The following is a 15,879-nucleotide window of genomic DNA, read 5'->3' as shown; positions in this document are numbered from 1 at the left end:
CGATCGAAGAGGTCGACGGCAAACTCCAGGAATCCCGTCAGGCCGGCGGGCTTGCCGTCGGCGTCGTGCTGTTCGGTGAGGTTCAGAAGAAGGTCGAACTTGGATGTCTCGGTGCTGAGTTGCTGAATCGCGGTGGTGAGACCGGGGATCTCGAAGCGAGGCGCCTCGTTATTCTGGAAAGCGAGCATCACCTGGAACAGGGGGTGCGCGGCCATGGAGCGGACCGGGTTGAGGACCTCCACCAAGTGCTCGAACGGCACATCCTGGTGCGCATACGCAGCCAGGTCCGTCTCACGCACCCGCTCCACCAGTTCGCGAAACGTCGGGTCACCCGACACATCCGTCCGCAACACCAGCGTGTTCACGAAGAAGCCGACCAAGTCATCCAGAGCCTCGTCCATACGGCCCGCCACCGGCGAACCGATCGGAATATCCGTACCAGCACCCAGACGCGACAACAGCGCCGCAAACGCCGCCTGCATCACCATGAAAAGGCTGGCATCGGCCTTCAGCGCCAACGCGGCCAGCGACTGGTGCATGACTGAGTCAATCGTTACCGGCACGCTTTCGCCCCGATGCGACGCCACAGCCGGACGCGGCCGGTCCACAGGCAGCTCCAGCTGCTCCGGCAGCCCGTCCAGCGTCTCAGACCAATACATGAGTTGGCGTGCAAGCGGACTGCCGTGGTCGTTCTCGTCGCCGAGAGCGCGACGCTGCCAAAGGGTGTAGTCCGCGTACTGCACGGGCAGCGGCTGCCAGTCCGGGGCGGTGCCCGCACTGTAAGCCTCGTAAGCAGTGACGACGTCGCGCGCCAGAGGGACCATCGACCAGCCGTCGCCCGCGATATGGTGCAGTACGACAAGCAGCACGAGCGAGGTTTCGTCGACGGTGAACAGGACGCTGCGCAATGGAAGAGCATCCGTGAGGTCGAAGCCGCACCCGGCCGCCTGGGTGAGCAGGAGCGGCAGCTCGTCGGCGCTCGTGGGTACTACATCGAGCAGCACCGCGGGAATCTGTTCGGCGGTGAGGATCTTCTGGTACGGCGTGCCGTCGGGGCCTTCGGGGAAGACGGTGCGCAGGCTCTCGTGCCGCTCCACAACATCCCGCAGCGCCGCAGCCAGAGCCCCCTGGTCCAGGCTGCCTTCCAGTCGTACGGCGAACGACATGTTGTAGGCCGGCGAGGCCTCTTCGAGACGGTTAAGGAACCACAGGCGCCGCTGCGCAAACGACAGGGGGATCACGTCGGGGCGCTCGGCGGGGGCCAGGGCGTGGCCGGTGGCGCGCTCCGCCTCATTGAGCCGCTGTGCGAACTGCGCCACCGTGGGCGCCTCGAACAGCGCACGCACGGGGAGTTCGACACCGAACTCCGTGCGAACCCGGCTCAGAAGCCGGACGGAAGTGAGGGACTGACCGCCGAGAACGAAGAAGCTGTCGTCGATTCCGGGGGTATCAACGCCCAGAACCTCCGCAAAGACGCGACACAACGCCGCCTCCCTCGGATTGCGGGCCATGCGTCGAGCCGGAGCAGCGGCGCCGGCCGGAAGGGGCAGGGCTGCCACGTCCAGGAGGTGGTGCGTCGTGAGCGGGAGCGCGTCGAGAATGACCAGCGCCGCCGGAGCGTGCGACTCCGGCAGCCGCTCGGCGGCGTGACGCTGGATCGCGTCCGGGTCGACAGTGGTGCCGGGGTGTTGCACCACGTACGCCACGCGGACCTGGGTGCCTGCAGTGCCCTCGCGGTCTAGGACGGCCACCTGGGCAACATGGGGGTGTGTGTTCACGGCGGCCTCTATGGCGGCAAGGTCGCTGCCCTGGCTCAGGGCTGCGGCCCGTTCCACGGCGCCGACACGATCGAGCATGCCGCCGGCGCGCCACCGTGCCAGGTCGCCGGTGCGCCGCATCCGTCCGCCGGGCTCGCCGTGCGGGTCGGCAACAAGGAACTCGGCGGTGCCGACCGGCTGATCGGGGAAGCCGAGGGTGCCAGTCTCTTCCCCCAGGTACAGTTCGCCAGTCACACCGGCCGGAACCGGACGCAGCCGTTCGTCGAGTACGTAGGCGCGGGTGTTTGCAATGACGCGGCCCAGGGGGACGCTGCCGGTGCCCGGGTCTCCGTCACCCTCCCAGACGAGGGCAGGAACGCCAGCGTCAGCGGGCGTGTAAGTGACGCATAGGGCTGCCTGGCTCAGGGTGTCGCGGAAGCGGGTCATCAGCCAGGCCGGAAGGGGTTCGCCAGTACAGACGACGGTGCGCAGGGAGGTACACGCGGCCGCGTGCTTGCTGAGTAGGGGAGCGAGCACCGTGGGGGTGGTGTGCAGGTTCGTGACTTCGTGGGCCCTGACGCCCGAGGCAAGTGCGGCCGCCGTGCGCGTCGCGTCGCAGTGAGCCCCTCCCGGGCCCGGAAGGGGCTCACCCGAACTCGGGATCACGAGGGTCACTCCGCTACTGAGCGCCCAGAAGTACGCCCACAAGGATGCGGTGCCATGCAGGGCTCGGTCGCCGGGGCGCTGCGGACGGGCAGTCTGTAGCCAGACGAGCCGGCTGGTGAGCGTGGCGTGCGAGGTCGCCAGGCCAGCCGGGTAGCTCACCTGCGCCGTGTGCGAAGGCAGCAGGGCTGCCGTGCGGTCCTCGTCGGTGACGTCCGTGTCCGAGAACCGGGCGAGGACCTCGGCCGTGTCCGGCGCGTCCAGGGCGATGCGGGGCAGGGTACGTGGGAGCGAGGTGTTGGTGTGGGCAGAGGTCACCACACACACAGGTCGGAGGAGGTCGATGGCACCGGCTGGTGCGTCGGGGTCTTGGAGCAAGCAGGCCGCGCCCGCCTTCGCCACGGCGAGCGCTGCCACGGCCCATTCCAGGGACCGGTGAAGGGCGAGAACGACCGTACGCCCCGGTCCCGCGCCGCGCTCTATCAGCAGCCGGGCGAAGCGGTTGGCGCGAGCGTTCAGGTCCGTGTAAGAGACCTCGCTCACCGTGGTGGTCACGGCGGGGGCGTCCGGGGCTCGCCGCACCTGCGACTCGACCAACTCGGGTACCGTCGTCGCAGGCGGCACTTTGTCGGTCGGAGTGCTCCACTCGTCGAGGATCAGCCGCCGTTCGCGTGGCGGCAGTAGATCCAGCTCAGCCACGGTGTGGCTGGGGTCCGCCAGGGCTGCGGCCAGGGTGTACTCGAAGCGCTCCAGATGCCCGGTGAGCTCATCGGCAGTGTAAAGGGTGTCGTTGCCGTCAAGGTGGACGACGAGGCTTTCGCCGCGAGCGGTTCCATAGACGTCGAAGGCCAGGTCATCGAGGGGTCCGTTGCCGAGATTGAGGAGTTCCGCGGGATACTCACCGAAGGCCAGGCCGTCGTCCGCGGTCATGATATTGACCATCGGGCCGAAGGAGCCGGAGCCGTCGGGAGAGGCCGCGAAGTGACGCTGGAGGTCTTCCTGGCGGTAGCGTTGATGCCGCAGCGCCTCCTTCACGACCTGGCCGGTCCGCTCGACGAGGTCGGCGAAGTCGTCGTCGTCGGAGACGGTCAGCCTGAGGGGTACGACGTTCGCGGTCATGCCGGGGGTGCGACGGGCCGCGAGGCTTACGCGGGCGGTAACGGGGAAGCCGAGCGTGACGTCGTCGGAGCCAGTCATGCGGTGCGCGTACAGGGCGACGGCGGCCGTGAGGACCACCGACCAGTGGGTGCGAGCGGCGCGGGCGGCAGCGATGAGAGCGTCGTTGAGTGGCACCGCGAGGCGAGTAGTGGCGCGAAGCGACGAGCTGCGGGAGGCAGCCCTGCGCCGCGACAGACTGAACCTGGCGGGGCGGTCGGCGAGTCGGGTTTCCCAGTAGGCGCGGTCTACGATGAAGTCCGTCGACGCCCGGTATTCCTGCTCCTCGGCGACCAGGGTAGCGAGGGAGCCGAAGGGCGAATCGCCGTGCGGCAGTCCCTTCGTGAGGGCCGTGTAGATCTCGGCGGCACGGCGGGTGAACAGGTCAGCACCATAGCCGTCGATGACCGCGTGGTGAGCGCGTGTGTACCAAAGGAAGTGGTCGGGTGCCAGGCGGAACAAGGCTAGCTTGTACAGACGCTCCGCGAGGAGGTCGACGGGGCGGGCACGGTCCTCCCGCATCCAGTGCAGGGCGGTCTCGGCGGGGTGAGGGTCTGCCGACACGTCGTGAAACGACAGGAAGCCGGCGGGGACTGGCATAGGCGTCTGCCATACGCCGTCCGCGTCCTGGATGAGGCGTACACGCAATGCCTCCGCCTCATCGAGGGCCGCCCGGGTGGCCGTCGTCAGGAGCTCCACGTCAATAATGCCGCGGATCTCCACGCACTGGGCGAGGTTGAAGTCCAGGTCCGTCACGCCCATCTGGTGGGCGAACCAGACACCCGACTGCGCGGCGGACAACGGTCGACGAGCGGCTCGAGTGCCAGACACTGCTACCTACCCCATGAATCTCGGATCCGGAACGGTGGTGAGGAAAGCGAGCCAGGGCGGGCGTCGCCTGCGGCGGCCCGCCCTGGCTCGAAGAATCCCTCAGTCGTGTGCGTCCATTGCGTCGCGTAGCGACTTGGGACGCATGTCGGTCCAGTTCTCCTCGATGAAGTCGACGCACGCCTGCCGGTCCGTCTCCTCAAGGACGACCCGCCACCCCTCGGGTACCTCGATGGAACTGGGCCACAACGAGTACTGTTCCTCCTCGTTGAGCAGGACGAGGAACTGTCCCTCTGCGTTCTCAAAGGGGTTCGTCACACCACAACCTCGATTTCAGTAATGGGGGCCCTTGGCATCGCGAGAAGAACGCCGCGTACGCGACCCAGCGGCGTTCAGAAGCCAATGCATCCAGTCCATCATGGGCTTGCATCAGTTCGATATCGCAGCGTCATCTCCAACTAGAAACTGACGAGTTGACCACCTCACTGGCCCTGCAAGGCGCTATCCTTTCGCCTACCCTCACGTAACTGACCTGCGACCGAAGGGAGCATCAGTGAAGCTGCACGACCTCCTAGAATCGTCAGAAGGGTACGCAGTTGCGGATTCCTTCGCTCTGTACCAGATTGCGACCGGCCACACCTCGGCCGCTTCTTCCGTAAAATCCGCCGTCCTCGCCAAAGACTTGCACCTCGTCATACCCACCGTCACTTTCGCGGTGTCCTGTGCGATGCGTACCTGCTGGGACGAGCACTGCACGAAGGAACATCAATTCGGCACCGGCTCCGCCGTGCATAGCCTCTTCGACCGCGACGGTGTTGAAATCCTCGAACTCTCCCCAGATGACGCGGTGTCCGCGGGCAAGCTCTACGCCCGATGCGCGGACCAGCGCATTGAGGGCCCCGAAGTTCTGGCAGCCTGCCACGCGTCGCACCTGGCGCGTGTCCGCGGAGCGCCACTATTGTCCACCTCGCGCGCCGGGTACTGTTATCCGGCTGCTGTCGGGCATCCCGGCCGAATTTGGCTGATCTGACGCTACGGTCGTTCTAGTACTCCGCAGGCCCCGGGCGAAGTGGGTGTCCAGCACGTCCTCTCCGTAGAGGCCCTCCACCCACTTCGTTTGGTAGATAGTGTCGAGATACCGTTCACCTAGATCGGGCGATATCGCCACGCAGGTCAGCCGAGTACGTCGAGCCGCCCCTTCGAGCCACTGCCGAGCGCCACTGACGACGGTTCCGGTGGACCCCCCGAAGACGAAGCCAGCCGCAGCAAGCTGGTGACACGTCCGCACGGTCTCGGCCTCCGGCACGATAACCACATCGTCGATGAACTCCTCATCCAGCAATGGCGGCCGCACTCCGGAGCCGAGCCCCGGAATCATGCGCAGCCCCGACGGATGGCCGAAGGTCACGGAGCCCACACTGTCCACGGCGACGATGCGGACGTGCGGGCGATGTTCCCGAAACCAACGCGCGCAGCCCATCAGCGTGCCCGTGGTGCCAGCCCCCACGAACAGGACGTCCAGCTGGGGAAAGCCTCGGTCGACGGCGGGTGCTGTGTGCCGGTAATGCGCGCGCCAATTCGCCGCGTTCGCATACTGGTTGAGCCAAACGTACCGATGATCGGTCGCACACAAGGCACGTACGTGGTTGATGCGCGCGGCGAGGAAGCCGCCATCCCGGTCGGGTTCGGTGACCGTGTGCACCGTGGTGCCGAGCACGGACATGATCCGCTGGGCGGCGAGCGTGCATCGGGGATCGGTGATACAGACGAAGCGATACCCCTTGTTGGCTGCGATGACGCTGAGCGCGATGCCCAGGTTGCCCGACGAAGACTCCACCAGGATTGAGTCCGGCGCGAGTACACCGTCTCGTTCCGCTGCCTCCACCATCTCCATGGCGGCCTTTTGCTTGATTGAGCCGGTGAAGTTGAAGCCCTCACATTTGAGGAAAAGCGGAATTCCGAGAGTGACGCCGAGGTCGACGTATAGATCGTCCTGATTGAACTCCTGGGGTGCCGAAATGACCGGCACGTGCCCCTCCCTGCCTCAGCCGTAGCGTCGCATGTCGTGGAAAAAGCCGTCCACAACCCGCAGCTCCCCCGACGCTACGACCTCGTCGTAGACATGCCTGCCGAGCGCCAAATCCAGCACGCCCAGGCCGAACGGCGAGAAGACCACGGGCCGTTCGACCCCGGGGCGCAGGGTCCCCATCAAAACGTCATAGAGGGTGCCGGCGACGAACCCCCTGTGCCCGGTTTGCTGTTCAGCCAGGTGCAACGAGGTGCCGGCCTTGAGGCAATGGTCGACGTCGTCGACGACGTTGGTGGCCTCGAGTACCACCTCGGGGGCCAAGTCCCGCAGCGACAGGTGGAGCACGAGCGGGTTGTGGTCAAACCATGTGGGGTCCGTGACATGCGGAGTCCCGGCAACCGTCGCGAAGACCACCAGGTCCGAGGAACGGATCAGGGCCTCGGCGTCCTTGTGTAGGGTGACCTGCCCGCGCTCACCGGACCAATGTAGGTACTCCTCGAATCCGCTGACGTGCTCCGTCACGCGGTCGTACACGCTGATCTCGTCGAATGTCCAGCCACTGCCAGCCAGGTAGCTATGGACGTACCGGGCAATTAGGCCTACGCCAAAGAAGCCAACCCTGACCGGGCGGACGCCCCGCGCAGCCGCGATTCGGTCCGCGGCGAGCGCCGCTGAGGCAGCGGTGCGGGCGGCGCTGATAATGGAACTTTCCAGACAGGCCAGTGGATAACCCGTGTCGTGGTCATTAAGGATGAGCACGGCAGAGGCTCGGGGAATGCCACGGCCAACGTTCTCCGGAAAGCTGGAGATCCATTTCAGGCCGTCGGTGCGGATTTGCCCGCCGACGGACGCAGGCAGCGCGATGATCCGGGAGGACTGCCGGTCCGGAAAGCGCAGGAAGTACGAAGGCGGATTGACGGTCTGTTCCTCGCCGTGCAGCCGGTAGGCGGCCTCAATCAGCTCAACCACCTCGCGGTAGCGGCGGTCCAGGACGCCCTGCACCTGTGCACCAGGGATCACGGCAAACGACGGTGTCACGCACTGCTCGGGGCTGGATTCGGGCATGAAGGCTCCTGAGGGTCCCGGAAAGGTCAGTCGGTCGCTGCGGGCCACACGTGCCCGGGAATGCGCACAGGGTCGCCGAAGAGCGCGACGATGTCACGCTCGCCCTGGTACGCCATGCGGCTGTGGGCCATCCGCAGGTTGTCCACGACCAGCACGTCGCCCACCTGCCAGGGCTCGCTGACCGTGGCAGCCGCGTACTCGTTGTTGATGGCCTGGACTACGGCCTCGGGCACCGGCGTCCCGTCACCGTAAAGGGTGGTGAAGGGCAACGCGTCCGGGCCGTACAGGGAGATCAGGTACTCCCTGACCGCCACGTCCATCGTGAACTCGTTCAGGAACGCAACCTGATTGAACCAAAGGCGTTCACCGAGGGCGGGGTGACGGACGACCGCCGCCCGGCGCTGGACCGTGCGCAGGGATCCGTCCGGCAACCACCGGTGCTCCACGGCGTGGTCGCGGCAGTACGCGGACACCGTCTCGGGGTCCGAGGTACCGAAAGCCTCCGGCCAGCTCAGCCCCACCTCACCGTAGTGCCGTTCGAGCAGCCAGCCATGCCGCTCGAACGGCTCCACGAGTTCTGCAGGGAGGGCCTGGAGGACCTGCCGCGCATCGGCCAGGGCCGTGGCACCGCCGTGCTGCGGCGCCCGCAGACAGCCGAATAGCGCGATGCCCGGCACCTCGTTGGCGTAACTCAGCTCATGGTGCATGCACATCGGCTCGTCCGCAGGCCACCGCGACGCCGAGTACACTCCCTGGCCGAAATCGTCGCGGGCCGCAAAGCCCTCCCGCTCTACCATCGGCGTCGCCTTGAGGGCATGTGCCACGGCCGCCAGGTCCGCCGGAGCCGCGAGGCCGAGTCCGCGAACAAGGATCGCGCCGTGTCGAACAAGCAACTGCCGTAAGGCGTGGGCGGGCAATTCCTGGTGCGGGAGCTGCAAAACTGGGGTACTGCCCGGTTCCAGGACAAGGTGGGAGCCGTCGGGAAGGACCTCGGATATCGAGGGCGTCGTTACGTCAGTCATCAGCGTCAGCCGCCATCTTCGTAGGGTCGGTGACCACGGCCCCGGCCCTGGCATCGACGAGCGCCGCCAGGTCCGCCAGCAGCGGGGCCTCCTTCAGCTCACGGGGCGACACGACGCGGTCGAGCCCGATGGCCAGGCGGACGAGTGATAGCGAGGTCCCGCCCAGGGCGAAGAAGTGGGACTCGCGGCGGATGTCGGTGGCTGGCACCTTGAGCACGTCGGCCCACAGTCCGGCCAGCCTGCGCTCGGTCTCGGTGCGCGGGGCCTCACCGTCGGGTTCCTGCACCACCGACCGGCCGTCGTGGCCGGCCAGCTCGTCGGCGACCCGGGCTAGGGCCTTGCGGTCGGTCTTGCCGTTGCCGGTCAGCGGAAGCTCGGGCAGGTGGTAGAAGTGGTGCGGCACCATATACGCGGGCAGCACCTCGTCCAGGGCAGCCGCAAGCCGGCCCGAAGACAATTCGGAGCCCGTGCAAAAGGCGGCGAGTTGCCGACGCTCTCCGGCGCCGACCACGACCACGGCGCTGTCGCGTACACCGGGCGCCTTCAGCAGCGCGTTCTCGATCTCACCAATCTCGATCCGGAAACCCCGGATCTTCACCTGAGCATCCCGGCGCCCGAGAAACTCCAGGCGCCCGTCGGGCAGCCAGCGGCCAAAGTCCCCAGAGCGGTACATCCGCTCCCCCGGTACAAGCGGATCGGACACGAAGGCGGCACGGGTCCGCTCCTCGTCGTTGACGTAGCAGCGGCCGACGCACACTCCTGAGAACGCGATCTCTCCCGGAGAGCCGAGTGGGACAGGCCGCAATGCTGCGTCGAGGACATACACTCGCACATTGGCGATGGGCCTGCCCAGGGGCACAGAGGCTTGGTCCGGTACACGCCGCATCACCTCGTGGTTGGTGTCGTCCGACGTCTCCGTCAGGCCGTACGCATTCACAAGCGCTACCTCGGGGCAGGTCGCGAACCAGCGCTCGACCAACTCCTTCTTGAGGGCCTCTCCGGTTACCGACACACAGCGCAGGTGGGGTAGCCGTCGCTGCGCACTGTTCAGTTCGGCCAACACCGTCTCAAGGTAGGACGGCACCACCTGGAGAACCTCGACGCGCTCCTTGTCGAGCGTCATAACGAGCAGTGCCACGTCCTCGACGGCCGCCTGGTCCACGATGACGGTACGACCGCCGACGGCAAGCGCCGCGACAAGCTGCCAGAGAGAGATGTCAAAGCACTGGGGCGCGGTCTGTGCCACCACTGCGCCGGCCGTAACATCGAGGTCCTCGATTTTGGCGAGCAGATGGTTGAGGAATCCTGCGTGCTCGCACACCGCGCCCTTGGGTGTGCCAGTCGAGCCGGAGGTGAAGTAGAGGTACGCACTCTGGCCGGCCTCCACGGGCACTTTCGGGTTGGTCACCCGGCCTGGGGCGGCAAGTAGCTCCTCGACGTAATCGGTGTGGAGACCGGGTAGCTGGGCCAAGGCAGTGTCCAGGCTGCGGGAGACGCCTCGGCGAGTGAGAACGTGGCGGCAGTCGGCACGTCGCAACATGTCCGCGACGCGGTTGGCGGGGAACTGCGGCTCCACCGGAAGGTAGACGCCGCCCGCCTTGAGGACAGCGAGCACGGACGCAAGCCACTCCAGATTGCGCTCCATCACCACGCCGACCACGTCCTCGGCCCGCAGCCCGGCGTCCAGCAGGGTGTGCGCGAGCCGGTTGGCCCGCCGGTTGAGCTCCGCGTACGTCCAAACCGTGGCGTTGTGCACGGCGGCGACGTCGTCAGGACGCAGCCGCACCTGCTCCTCGAAGAGTTCGTGAACGCGCTGGTCGGGAAGTTCGCGGTGTGGGCCTGCCAGCTGGTGTGTCTGGTAGGCGACTTCGGCGTCCGAGACCGGGCTCCACTCGTGGTGGAGCGCCTCCGGTGCCTCGGTGAGCGCGCGCAGTGCGGCAAGCAGGTATGTGGCGAAGCGTCCCGCCTGATCGCCACCCACCACCTCCCAACGGTGGCAAAGCACAAGCGTCAACGAGTCGCCGTCCCTGGACAGCCCCGCAGCAAGGACGGTGTCCGCTGGAAGGTCGGTGACGCGGGGCGCGCGCCCCAGAACGAAAACTGTGTCGAAGAGGGGGCCCCGCAGACCGGGTTCCGCTGCCGTGAGGGTCTGCAGCGCTTCGGCGTAGCGTGGAAGGTGTCGGACGAGATCCGACTCGGCGTGGGCCACGTCGCCGAGGAGGTCAGCCCAGGTGCCGTCGGCGACGGACACCGGGCAGGGCACCGGACCGTCACCGGCAGGTGGATGGTAGCCGCAAGTCACCACCGGGTCGGCAGTGACCTGCGCCAGCACCTTGACGTATGCAGCGAGGACAGCCGTGTCCAGTGCCACCGCGGACCGCTGGCACAGGTGCCGCAGCGCGTGTCCTGTCTCCGGCGGGATGGCAACGTGCACCGTGGCCGACACACCCGGAAACTCGGGCGGCACACAGCGACCGACGGCTCCGATGGGATGCGGTGAGCTTCCCGGCCACCGAGGGAGCGGCGTGTACTCGCTGCCCGTGAGCACGCGTTGCCAAAACGCTCGAGGCAGCCCAGTCTCCACACCAATACCTTTCCCATGCCCAGCTACTCGTGCCCCCACTGAGCCCTTCACCTGACACAACGAACGGTAAACGGGCGGATTATCAGTGGGATATCAATCGGAAACCGTCCACGAGTTCTTACTGGGACCACCGATGGGGCCGGTCGGCTCACCTTACCGTTCCTCCAGTCCCGCTTATGAGAAGGCCAGCTGTGCGCTGGAAAAGCGGGCCAGAGCAGCCAACCGCTCCTCTTCTGTCTCCTCCACCAGCACCTTCTCGCGTGCGCACAGACGAACTAACTCATGGAAGGCGTAGCGCAGCGTTCCTTCGTGGCTTTCTCCAGCCACCCGCACGAGATGCATGTCGAAGAGTTGCTCCATGGCGTCTTCGGCCTCGGCCGGGTCGACGGCAAGCAGCGCGGCGCCCGCGTAGGCGGTGAAGTGCGGAGCGTCGAGGAGGCTCAGCATGCGGCACATACGGGCCGCAGCGGTGGACAGCCCGCGGTAGCCACGCTCGAACCCGGCCCGCAGTTCCACGCCTCCGGCACTGAGTTCTTCAAGCCGCCGGTGTTCTTCGGTGAGTCGGTAAACGATGTTCCTTACGGACCAGTGGGGTTTGGCAATGAGGCGCCCTGCGGCGGCGCGCAGCGCGAGGGGCAGCCCACCACACAGGCGGCACAGCTCGCGTACTGCCGTCGGGTCGCCCAGGGCACGGCGCTCGCCGACCAGCCTCGTCACCAGTTCTGCGGCTTGCGGGAGCGCCAGGGCGTCGAGGTCGACCCGGACCGCTCCCCGGCCCACGGCTAGCGGATCCTGACGCCCGTCGGTGGTCACAAGAAGTCGTGAGTCGCCGGAGCCCGGCATGAACGGCTGGACATGCGCGAGCGTCCGCGCGTTGTCGAGGACTACTAGGACGCGACGCTCGGCGAGCGTGCTGCGGTAGAATGAGACGCATTCGTCGAGCCGTTGAGGCACACTCTCCGCGGCAACTCCGAGGACGCGCAGAAATCGGTCCAGCAGGACGTGCGCTGTGGTGGGTTCGTGGCTCCACTCATATTGAGAGAGGTCGGCGTAGAGCAACCCGTCAGGGAAGACCCCAGACTCCCAGGCGCGACTTGCCCAGTGCACCACGAGACTTGTCTTGCCCACCCCAGCGGTGCCAGCGACGACGCCTGTTCGCTTCGGCGGCTGACCGGCCATGTCGTCCAGCAAAGCGTCTAGGGCTGCGAGTTCCTCACCGCGTCCGATGAGCTCAGGGACGTCGGCGGGCAGTTCAGCCGGTATGGTGCGGCGGTCCGGGCGGGACATCGCCCCGTCGCTCAGGTAGATTTCGGACGCGTCCTGAAGGATTGCGTTGTGTAACTGGTGGATCGAAGCGCTGGGTTCCATGCCGATCTCGTCAACGAACCGTCTGCGCCAGCTACGGAATCCTTCGGCTGCCTCCGCCCTGCGTCCTGAGCGGTACTGGGCCAGCATCAGGCTGTGCCTCAGTTTCTCGTGGAGGGGGTGGTCGTCAGCGAGAGCCGACAGCTCGGGCAGCACTTCATGATGGCGACCGAGGGAGAGTTCCGCGTCAAACAATGCCTCGTAGGTGGAAAGGCGTTCGGCTTCCAGACGCGTGGCCTCGTCTTCGACTATCTGGCCGGCGACTCCGGAGAGGGCCGGCCCGGTCCACAGGTCGAGGGCCTTGCGGTGCAAGCCGACGGCTTCTTCGAGGCGTCCCTGCCGGGCGCTGTCGGCGGCGCTAGCGGCCATGGCGGCGAAGTCGCGAGCATCGAAGGAACAGGAATCGGTCAGCAGCTGGTATCCCGGATGAGTAGTCAGGATGACTGGTTCGTCGACGTGGGCCGCCCTGAATGCCTTGCGCAGGGCTCCGATGCATATGGCCACTTGTGTGCGGGCTGTGGCAGGAGGTCGGACACCCCACACCGCGTCGACCAGGGCATCCACGGATACAACCCTGCCCCAGGCGAGAACGAGCATCGCGAAGATGGTGCGTTGCCGTGGGCCGGAAATCATCACAGGGCGGCCATTGACGGTCACTAACAGCGCCCCTAAAACCGTTATCGCGATGCGATCGTGGCTAGCGTCTCCCTCATGGCCAGCTTCACAAGAAATCATGCCAGATTTCTCCCATTATCCCGCCTGTTATCAACAAGTGGAGCTGTGGATCACTAAAGGCACATGTCTCACGATGCAAGCCGGCCAGTTGGGTGCTGCGTCGAACGCACGTGGCCAGCTCCTTTCCCTCAAGCCGATCGCTGGTTCGGGCTACCGGGGCTGAGGGGCGTGTCCGTGTGCCTCGACTGCGAGGTCCTGCCAGCCTGCCCAGGTCGTGAGGCGGTCGGTGTAGACCTGCTGGAGTATCTGATTGCCCTGTGTGCCGAAGAGCACCCGCAGGGCCGGTTTGTCGGAGTCGATGATCTCGAGGAGTGCCCGGCCTGCGGCGGCCGGGCGTCACGTCGACAGCCACTTCCGTTGGACGGTAAAGGTTGTCCCGGCAGACCGACTCTCCCCTGCCGGGTTAGTGAAGCCCGAGATCACGTAGAAAGCGCGGTGTCGCAATCCTTCCATGCGGGCCCGCCATGCCACGTCCGCCAAGTCGTCAAGGCCTGCACCGTCGACGATGCCACCTACGAGAAGTGCGGGTTGCCGCGCCGTGAAGGAGGTAGCGCTGGGGTATTGCTTTGCCACCTCACTGAAGCAGTTCATTGTGGCCAGCGAGGGGTCGCCCGGCGAGGAGTGTAGTTCAGCCAAGTGCAGGACCATCGCGGACACGGTTTCCTTGGTCCCGCTGTTTTCCGCCTGTTCGGGCACTGTCACCTACTGCCCCTTTGCACCGGAGAGACCGGAGCGGACGAGGACCTCGGCAGTACGTCGAGGTGGCGCGCTCGGCGTACGTCGACGCATCCGGACAACGCCAAGGCATCCTCCAGTTCGGTCTGCATGACCTGGAGCACACGGTCCACGCCACGTTGCCCGTCCGCTGCGAGCCCCCACAACACTGGCCGCCCGATGAACACACCCGACGCGCCCAGCGCGAGTGCTTTCAGTACATCCGCCCCGGAGCGGATGCCGCTGTCCATGAGTACCTGGGCACGTCCTTCGACCGCGGCGGCCACTGCTGGCAAGGCTGTCAGGCTGCCGATTGCCCCATCGAGTTGACGGCCGCCGTGATTGGAGACGGTGATCGCGTCGACGCCGATTTCGATCGCCTGCACGGCATCGTCCGGGTGCAGCACTCCTTTGAGCACTATGGGCAGATGGGTCTGCCCGCGCAACCAGGCGACATCCTTCCACGTCAGCGCGGGATCGAACGCTTCGCCGGTGTGCATCATGCTGGATGAGCTCCCCGCCGTGCCCCGACGCGCGGTGTCCGTCCATGGACGTGGAAAATTTCCCGCCGCAACATGAGACGGCAGTGCGAAACCGTTACGGATGTCCCGCAACCGTCGCCCCATGCGTGGTGCATCCACCGTTAGTGCAAGCGCCTTGCAGCCTAGATTCTCCGCACGATCGATGAGGTCGCCCATCAGAATCCGGTCCCGCAGCCAATACACCTGGAACCAGGTCTGAGTACAGACAGCAGTGATTTCCTCGAGTGAATAGCTGCTCAAGATGCTGGCCTCGTAGGGAACGCCGGCAACCTCGGCAGCACGTGCCGTGGCGAGTTCACCATCAGGGTGAAACAACTGTTGATAGGCCATCGGTGCGACGCCAACAGGCATGGTAACGCGTGAGCCGAGCAGAGTGGCGCTGGTTCCACAGGAAGAAACGTCTGTCAACACGCGAGGGACGATGAAGACATCGTCGAACGCGACGCGATTCGCGGCCACTGTCATCTCCGCACCACTGCCTCCGCTCAGGAAGTCCCAGACGTCCTGAGGCAGAACATCCGCAGCGGCCCGGCCGGCATCATCGAGGTTCAACCAGGCATCACTGCGTGCAGGTCCAACGGCAGATGCAGCGGGGGCGGTAGACGTCGTCATGACTGGGTACCTGCTTCACTCCACGTGCCCGGGCCGCGTTCGGTGACTTCGTACAGTACCCTGATATTTCTATTCTCGAAATTCTTCGCTCCGACTCGCTGGATCCTGAACGCATAGCCATCTACAAGCTCCACGGCGCGAGCTGAAGCGCTCGCGGCATAGAACTCGACGTGATCGAGGCACGCAAAATCGACGCCAAATACATGCTGCGTCACCGTAAACGCTTCCCATCTTATCCACACCCAACTGGCGTTCAGTCATCCCGCTTCTGGAGCCCCACTCCAAGAAACCAACACACATCTCCGGTCGAACTGTTACCAGAGGCAGGCGCGTCGTCGCTGATGAGATATTGCCGATTCCAGTTTATGAAGACGCCGAAAGGAAAGCAGGATGCGCGCGCAATAACAACGACAAATTAGGATCCTGCAGATCCGCTATGGGCGTAACCTCGCCCTAAGGTCGAAAGACATGCATGAAGGTCAACACAGCGACCGGATGCAGGGTTCAAGGCAAAGAAATCTGCACACCTTCACCCCAAAACGGATATTCTGGCGCGAGGGTTAGATGATTCGCATGAGCGCAAAAACTCTCATACACGTAGCCGACACTGACACTTCCCCCTCAACTCGACGCCCTGATGTGCTGCAAGGTCTGTATCTGCCAGTGATGCTAGGAGGGCTAGATCATCAAGTCAACACCCAACATCATAGCCAAGGCCCAGGTGGCCTAAATTAATCTTTAACCTGTGCGGCGGGGGCGCGGGTTCGTTGATTTCTTCTTGCGGGGATTCGCAGTGTCTGTTTTCGGA

At 65.5% G+C, this 15,879-nt stretch carries 10 protein-coding genes; all 10 read right to left on the bottom strand.

Translation table 11 applies throughout. From position 1 onward, the window contains the following. The coding region (locus BIV24_RS24880; RefSeq protein ID WP_143064657.1) for a condensation domain-containing protein at nucleotides 1-4,376 on the bottom strand (4,376 nt) is incomplete at its 3' end. Nucleotides 4,377-4,505: 129 nt separating this feature from the next. Continuing rightward, complete coding sequence (locus BIV24_RS24875; protein ID WP_071368662.1) at nucleotides 4,506-4,721, bottom strand: MbtH family protein; 216 nt, start codon at nucleotides 4,719-4,721, stop codon at nucleotides 4,506-4,508. 262 nt (nucleotides 4,722-4,983) lie between these two features. After that, entirely contained in the window at nucleotides 4,984-5,325 is a 342-nt protein-coding gene (locus tag BIV24_RS33950) for a hypothetical protein (RefSeq protein WP_143064656.1), read from the bottom strand. Nucleotides 5,326-5,358: 33 nt separating this feature from the next. Further along, a complete protein-coding gene (gene sbnA / locus BIV24_RS24870) occupies nucleotides 5,359-6,432 on the bottom strand; it encodes a 2,3-diaminopropionate biosynthesis protein SbnA (RefSeq protein WP_079168506.1) in 1,074 nt (357 codons plus the stop codon). Between the two features lie 15 nt (nucleotides 6,433-6,447). Beyond that, the gene (gene sbnB, locus BIV24_RS24865; protein WP_071368661.1) at nucleotides 6,448-7,497 is read right to left on the bottom strand and encodes a 2,3-diaminopropionate biosynthesis protein SbnB; all 1,050 of its coding nucleotides are present in this window, start codon (nucleotides 7,495-7,497) and stop codon (nucleotides 6,448-6,450) included. 26 nt (nucleotides 7,498-7,523) lie between these two features. Next, nucleotides 7,524-8,519: a TauD/TfdA family dioxygenase gene (locus BIV24_RS24860; RefSeq protein WP_079168505.1), complete on the bottom strand. Its 996-nt coding sequence runs from the start codon at nucleotides 8,517-8,519 to the stop codon at nucleotides 7,524-7,526. Beyond that, the gene (locus BIV24_RS24855; protein ID WP_245766933.1) at nucleotides 8,512-10,965 is read right to left on the bottom strand and encodes a non-ribosomal peptide synthetase; all 2,454 of its coding nucleotides are present in this window, start codon (nucleotides 10,963-10,965) and stop codon (nucleotides 8,512-8,514) included. The genes BIV24_RS24860 and BIV24_RS24855 overlap by 8 nt, the downstream gene beginning before the upstream one ends. Nucleotides 10,966-11,277: 312 nt before the next feature. After that, a complete protein-coding gene (locus BIV24_RS24850; protein ID WP_079168504.1) occupies nucleotides 11,278-13,203 on the bottom strand; it encodes an AfsR/SARP family transcriptional regulator in 1,926 nt (641 codons plus the stop codon). A 336-nt stretch (nucleotides 13,204-13,539) separates the two neighbouring features. Then, the gene (locus tag BIV24_RS24845; RefSeq protein ID WP_143064655.1) at nucleotides 13,540-13,905 is read right to left on the bottom strand and encodes a hypothetical protein; all 366 of its coding nucleotides are present in this window, start codon (nucleotides 13,903-13,905) and stop codon (nucleotides 13,540-13,542) included. Next, on the bottom strand, nucleotides 13,902-15,071 hold the full coding sequence (locus BIV24_RS24840) for an alpha-hydroxy acid oxidase (RefSeq protein WP_079168503.1): 1,170 nt from the start codon (nucleotides 15,069-15,071) through the stop codon (nucleotides 13,902-13,904). Before BIV24_RS24840 ends, BIV24_RS24845 begins: the two co-directional genes overlap by 4 nt. Nucleotides 15,072-15,879 lie beyond the last annotated feature (808 nt).

Origin of the sequence: Streptomyces colonosanans, assembly GCF_001866645.1 — a bacterium.
Lineage (GTDB): Bacteria > Actinomycetota > Actinomycetes > Streptomycetales > Streptomycetaceae > Streptomyces > Streptomyces colonosanans.
Note: the sequence above shows the minus strand (reverse complement) of the source record. Positions and strands in the feature narration are given on the sequence as shown.

Excerpts from the sequence above, each read along its gene's own strand:
- sbnB (WP_071368661.1), bottom strand. The coding sequence starts at position 7,497 with ATGCCCGAATCCAGCCCCGAGCAGTGCGTGACACCGTCGTTTGCCGTG.
- BIV24_RS24860 (WP_079168505.1), bottom strand. The coding sequence starts at position 8,519 with ATGACTGACGTAACGACGCCCTCGATATCCGAGGTCCTTCCCGACGGC.
- BIV24_RS24850 (WP_079168504.1), bottom strand. The coding sequence starts at position 13,203 with ATGATTTCTTGTGAAGCTGGCCATGAGGGAGACGCTAGCCACGATCGC.
- BIV24_RS24840 (WP_079168503.1), bottom strand. The coding sequence starts at position 15,071 with ATGACGACGTCTACCGCCCCCGCTGCATCTGCCGTTGGACCTGCACGC.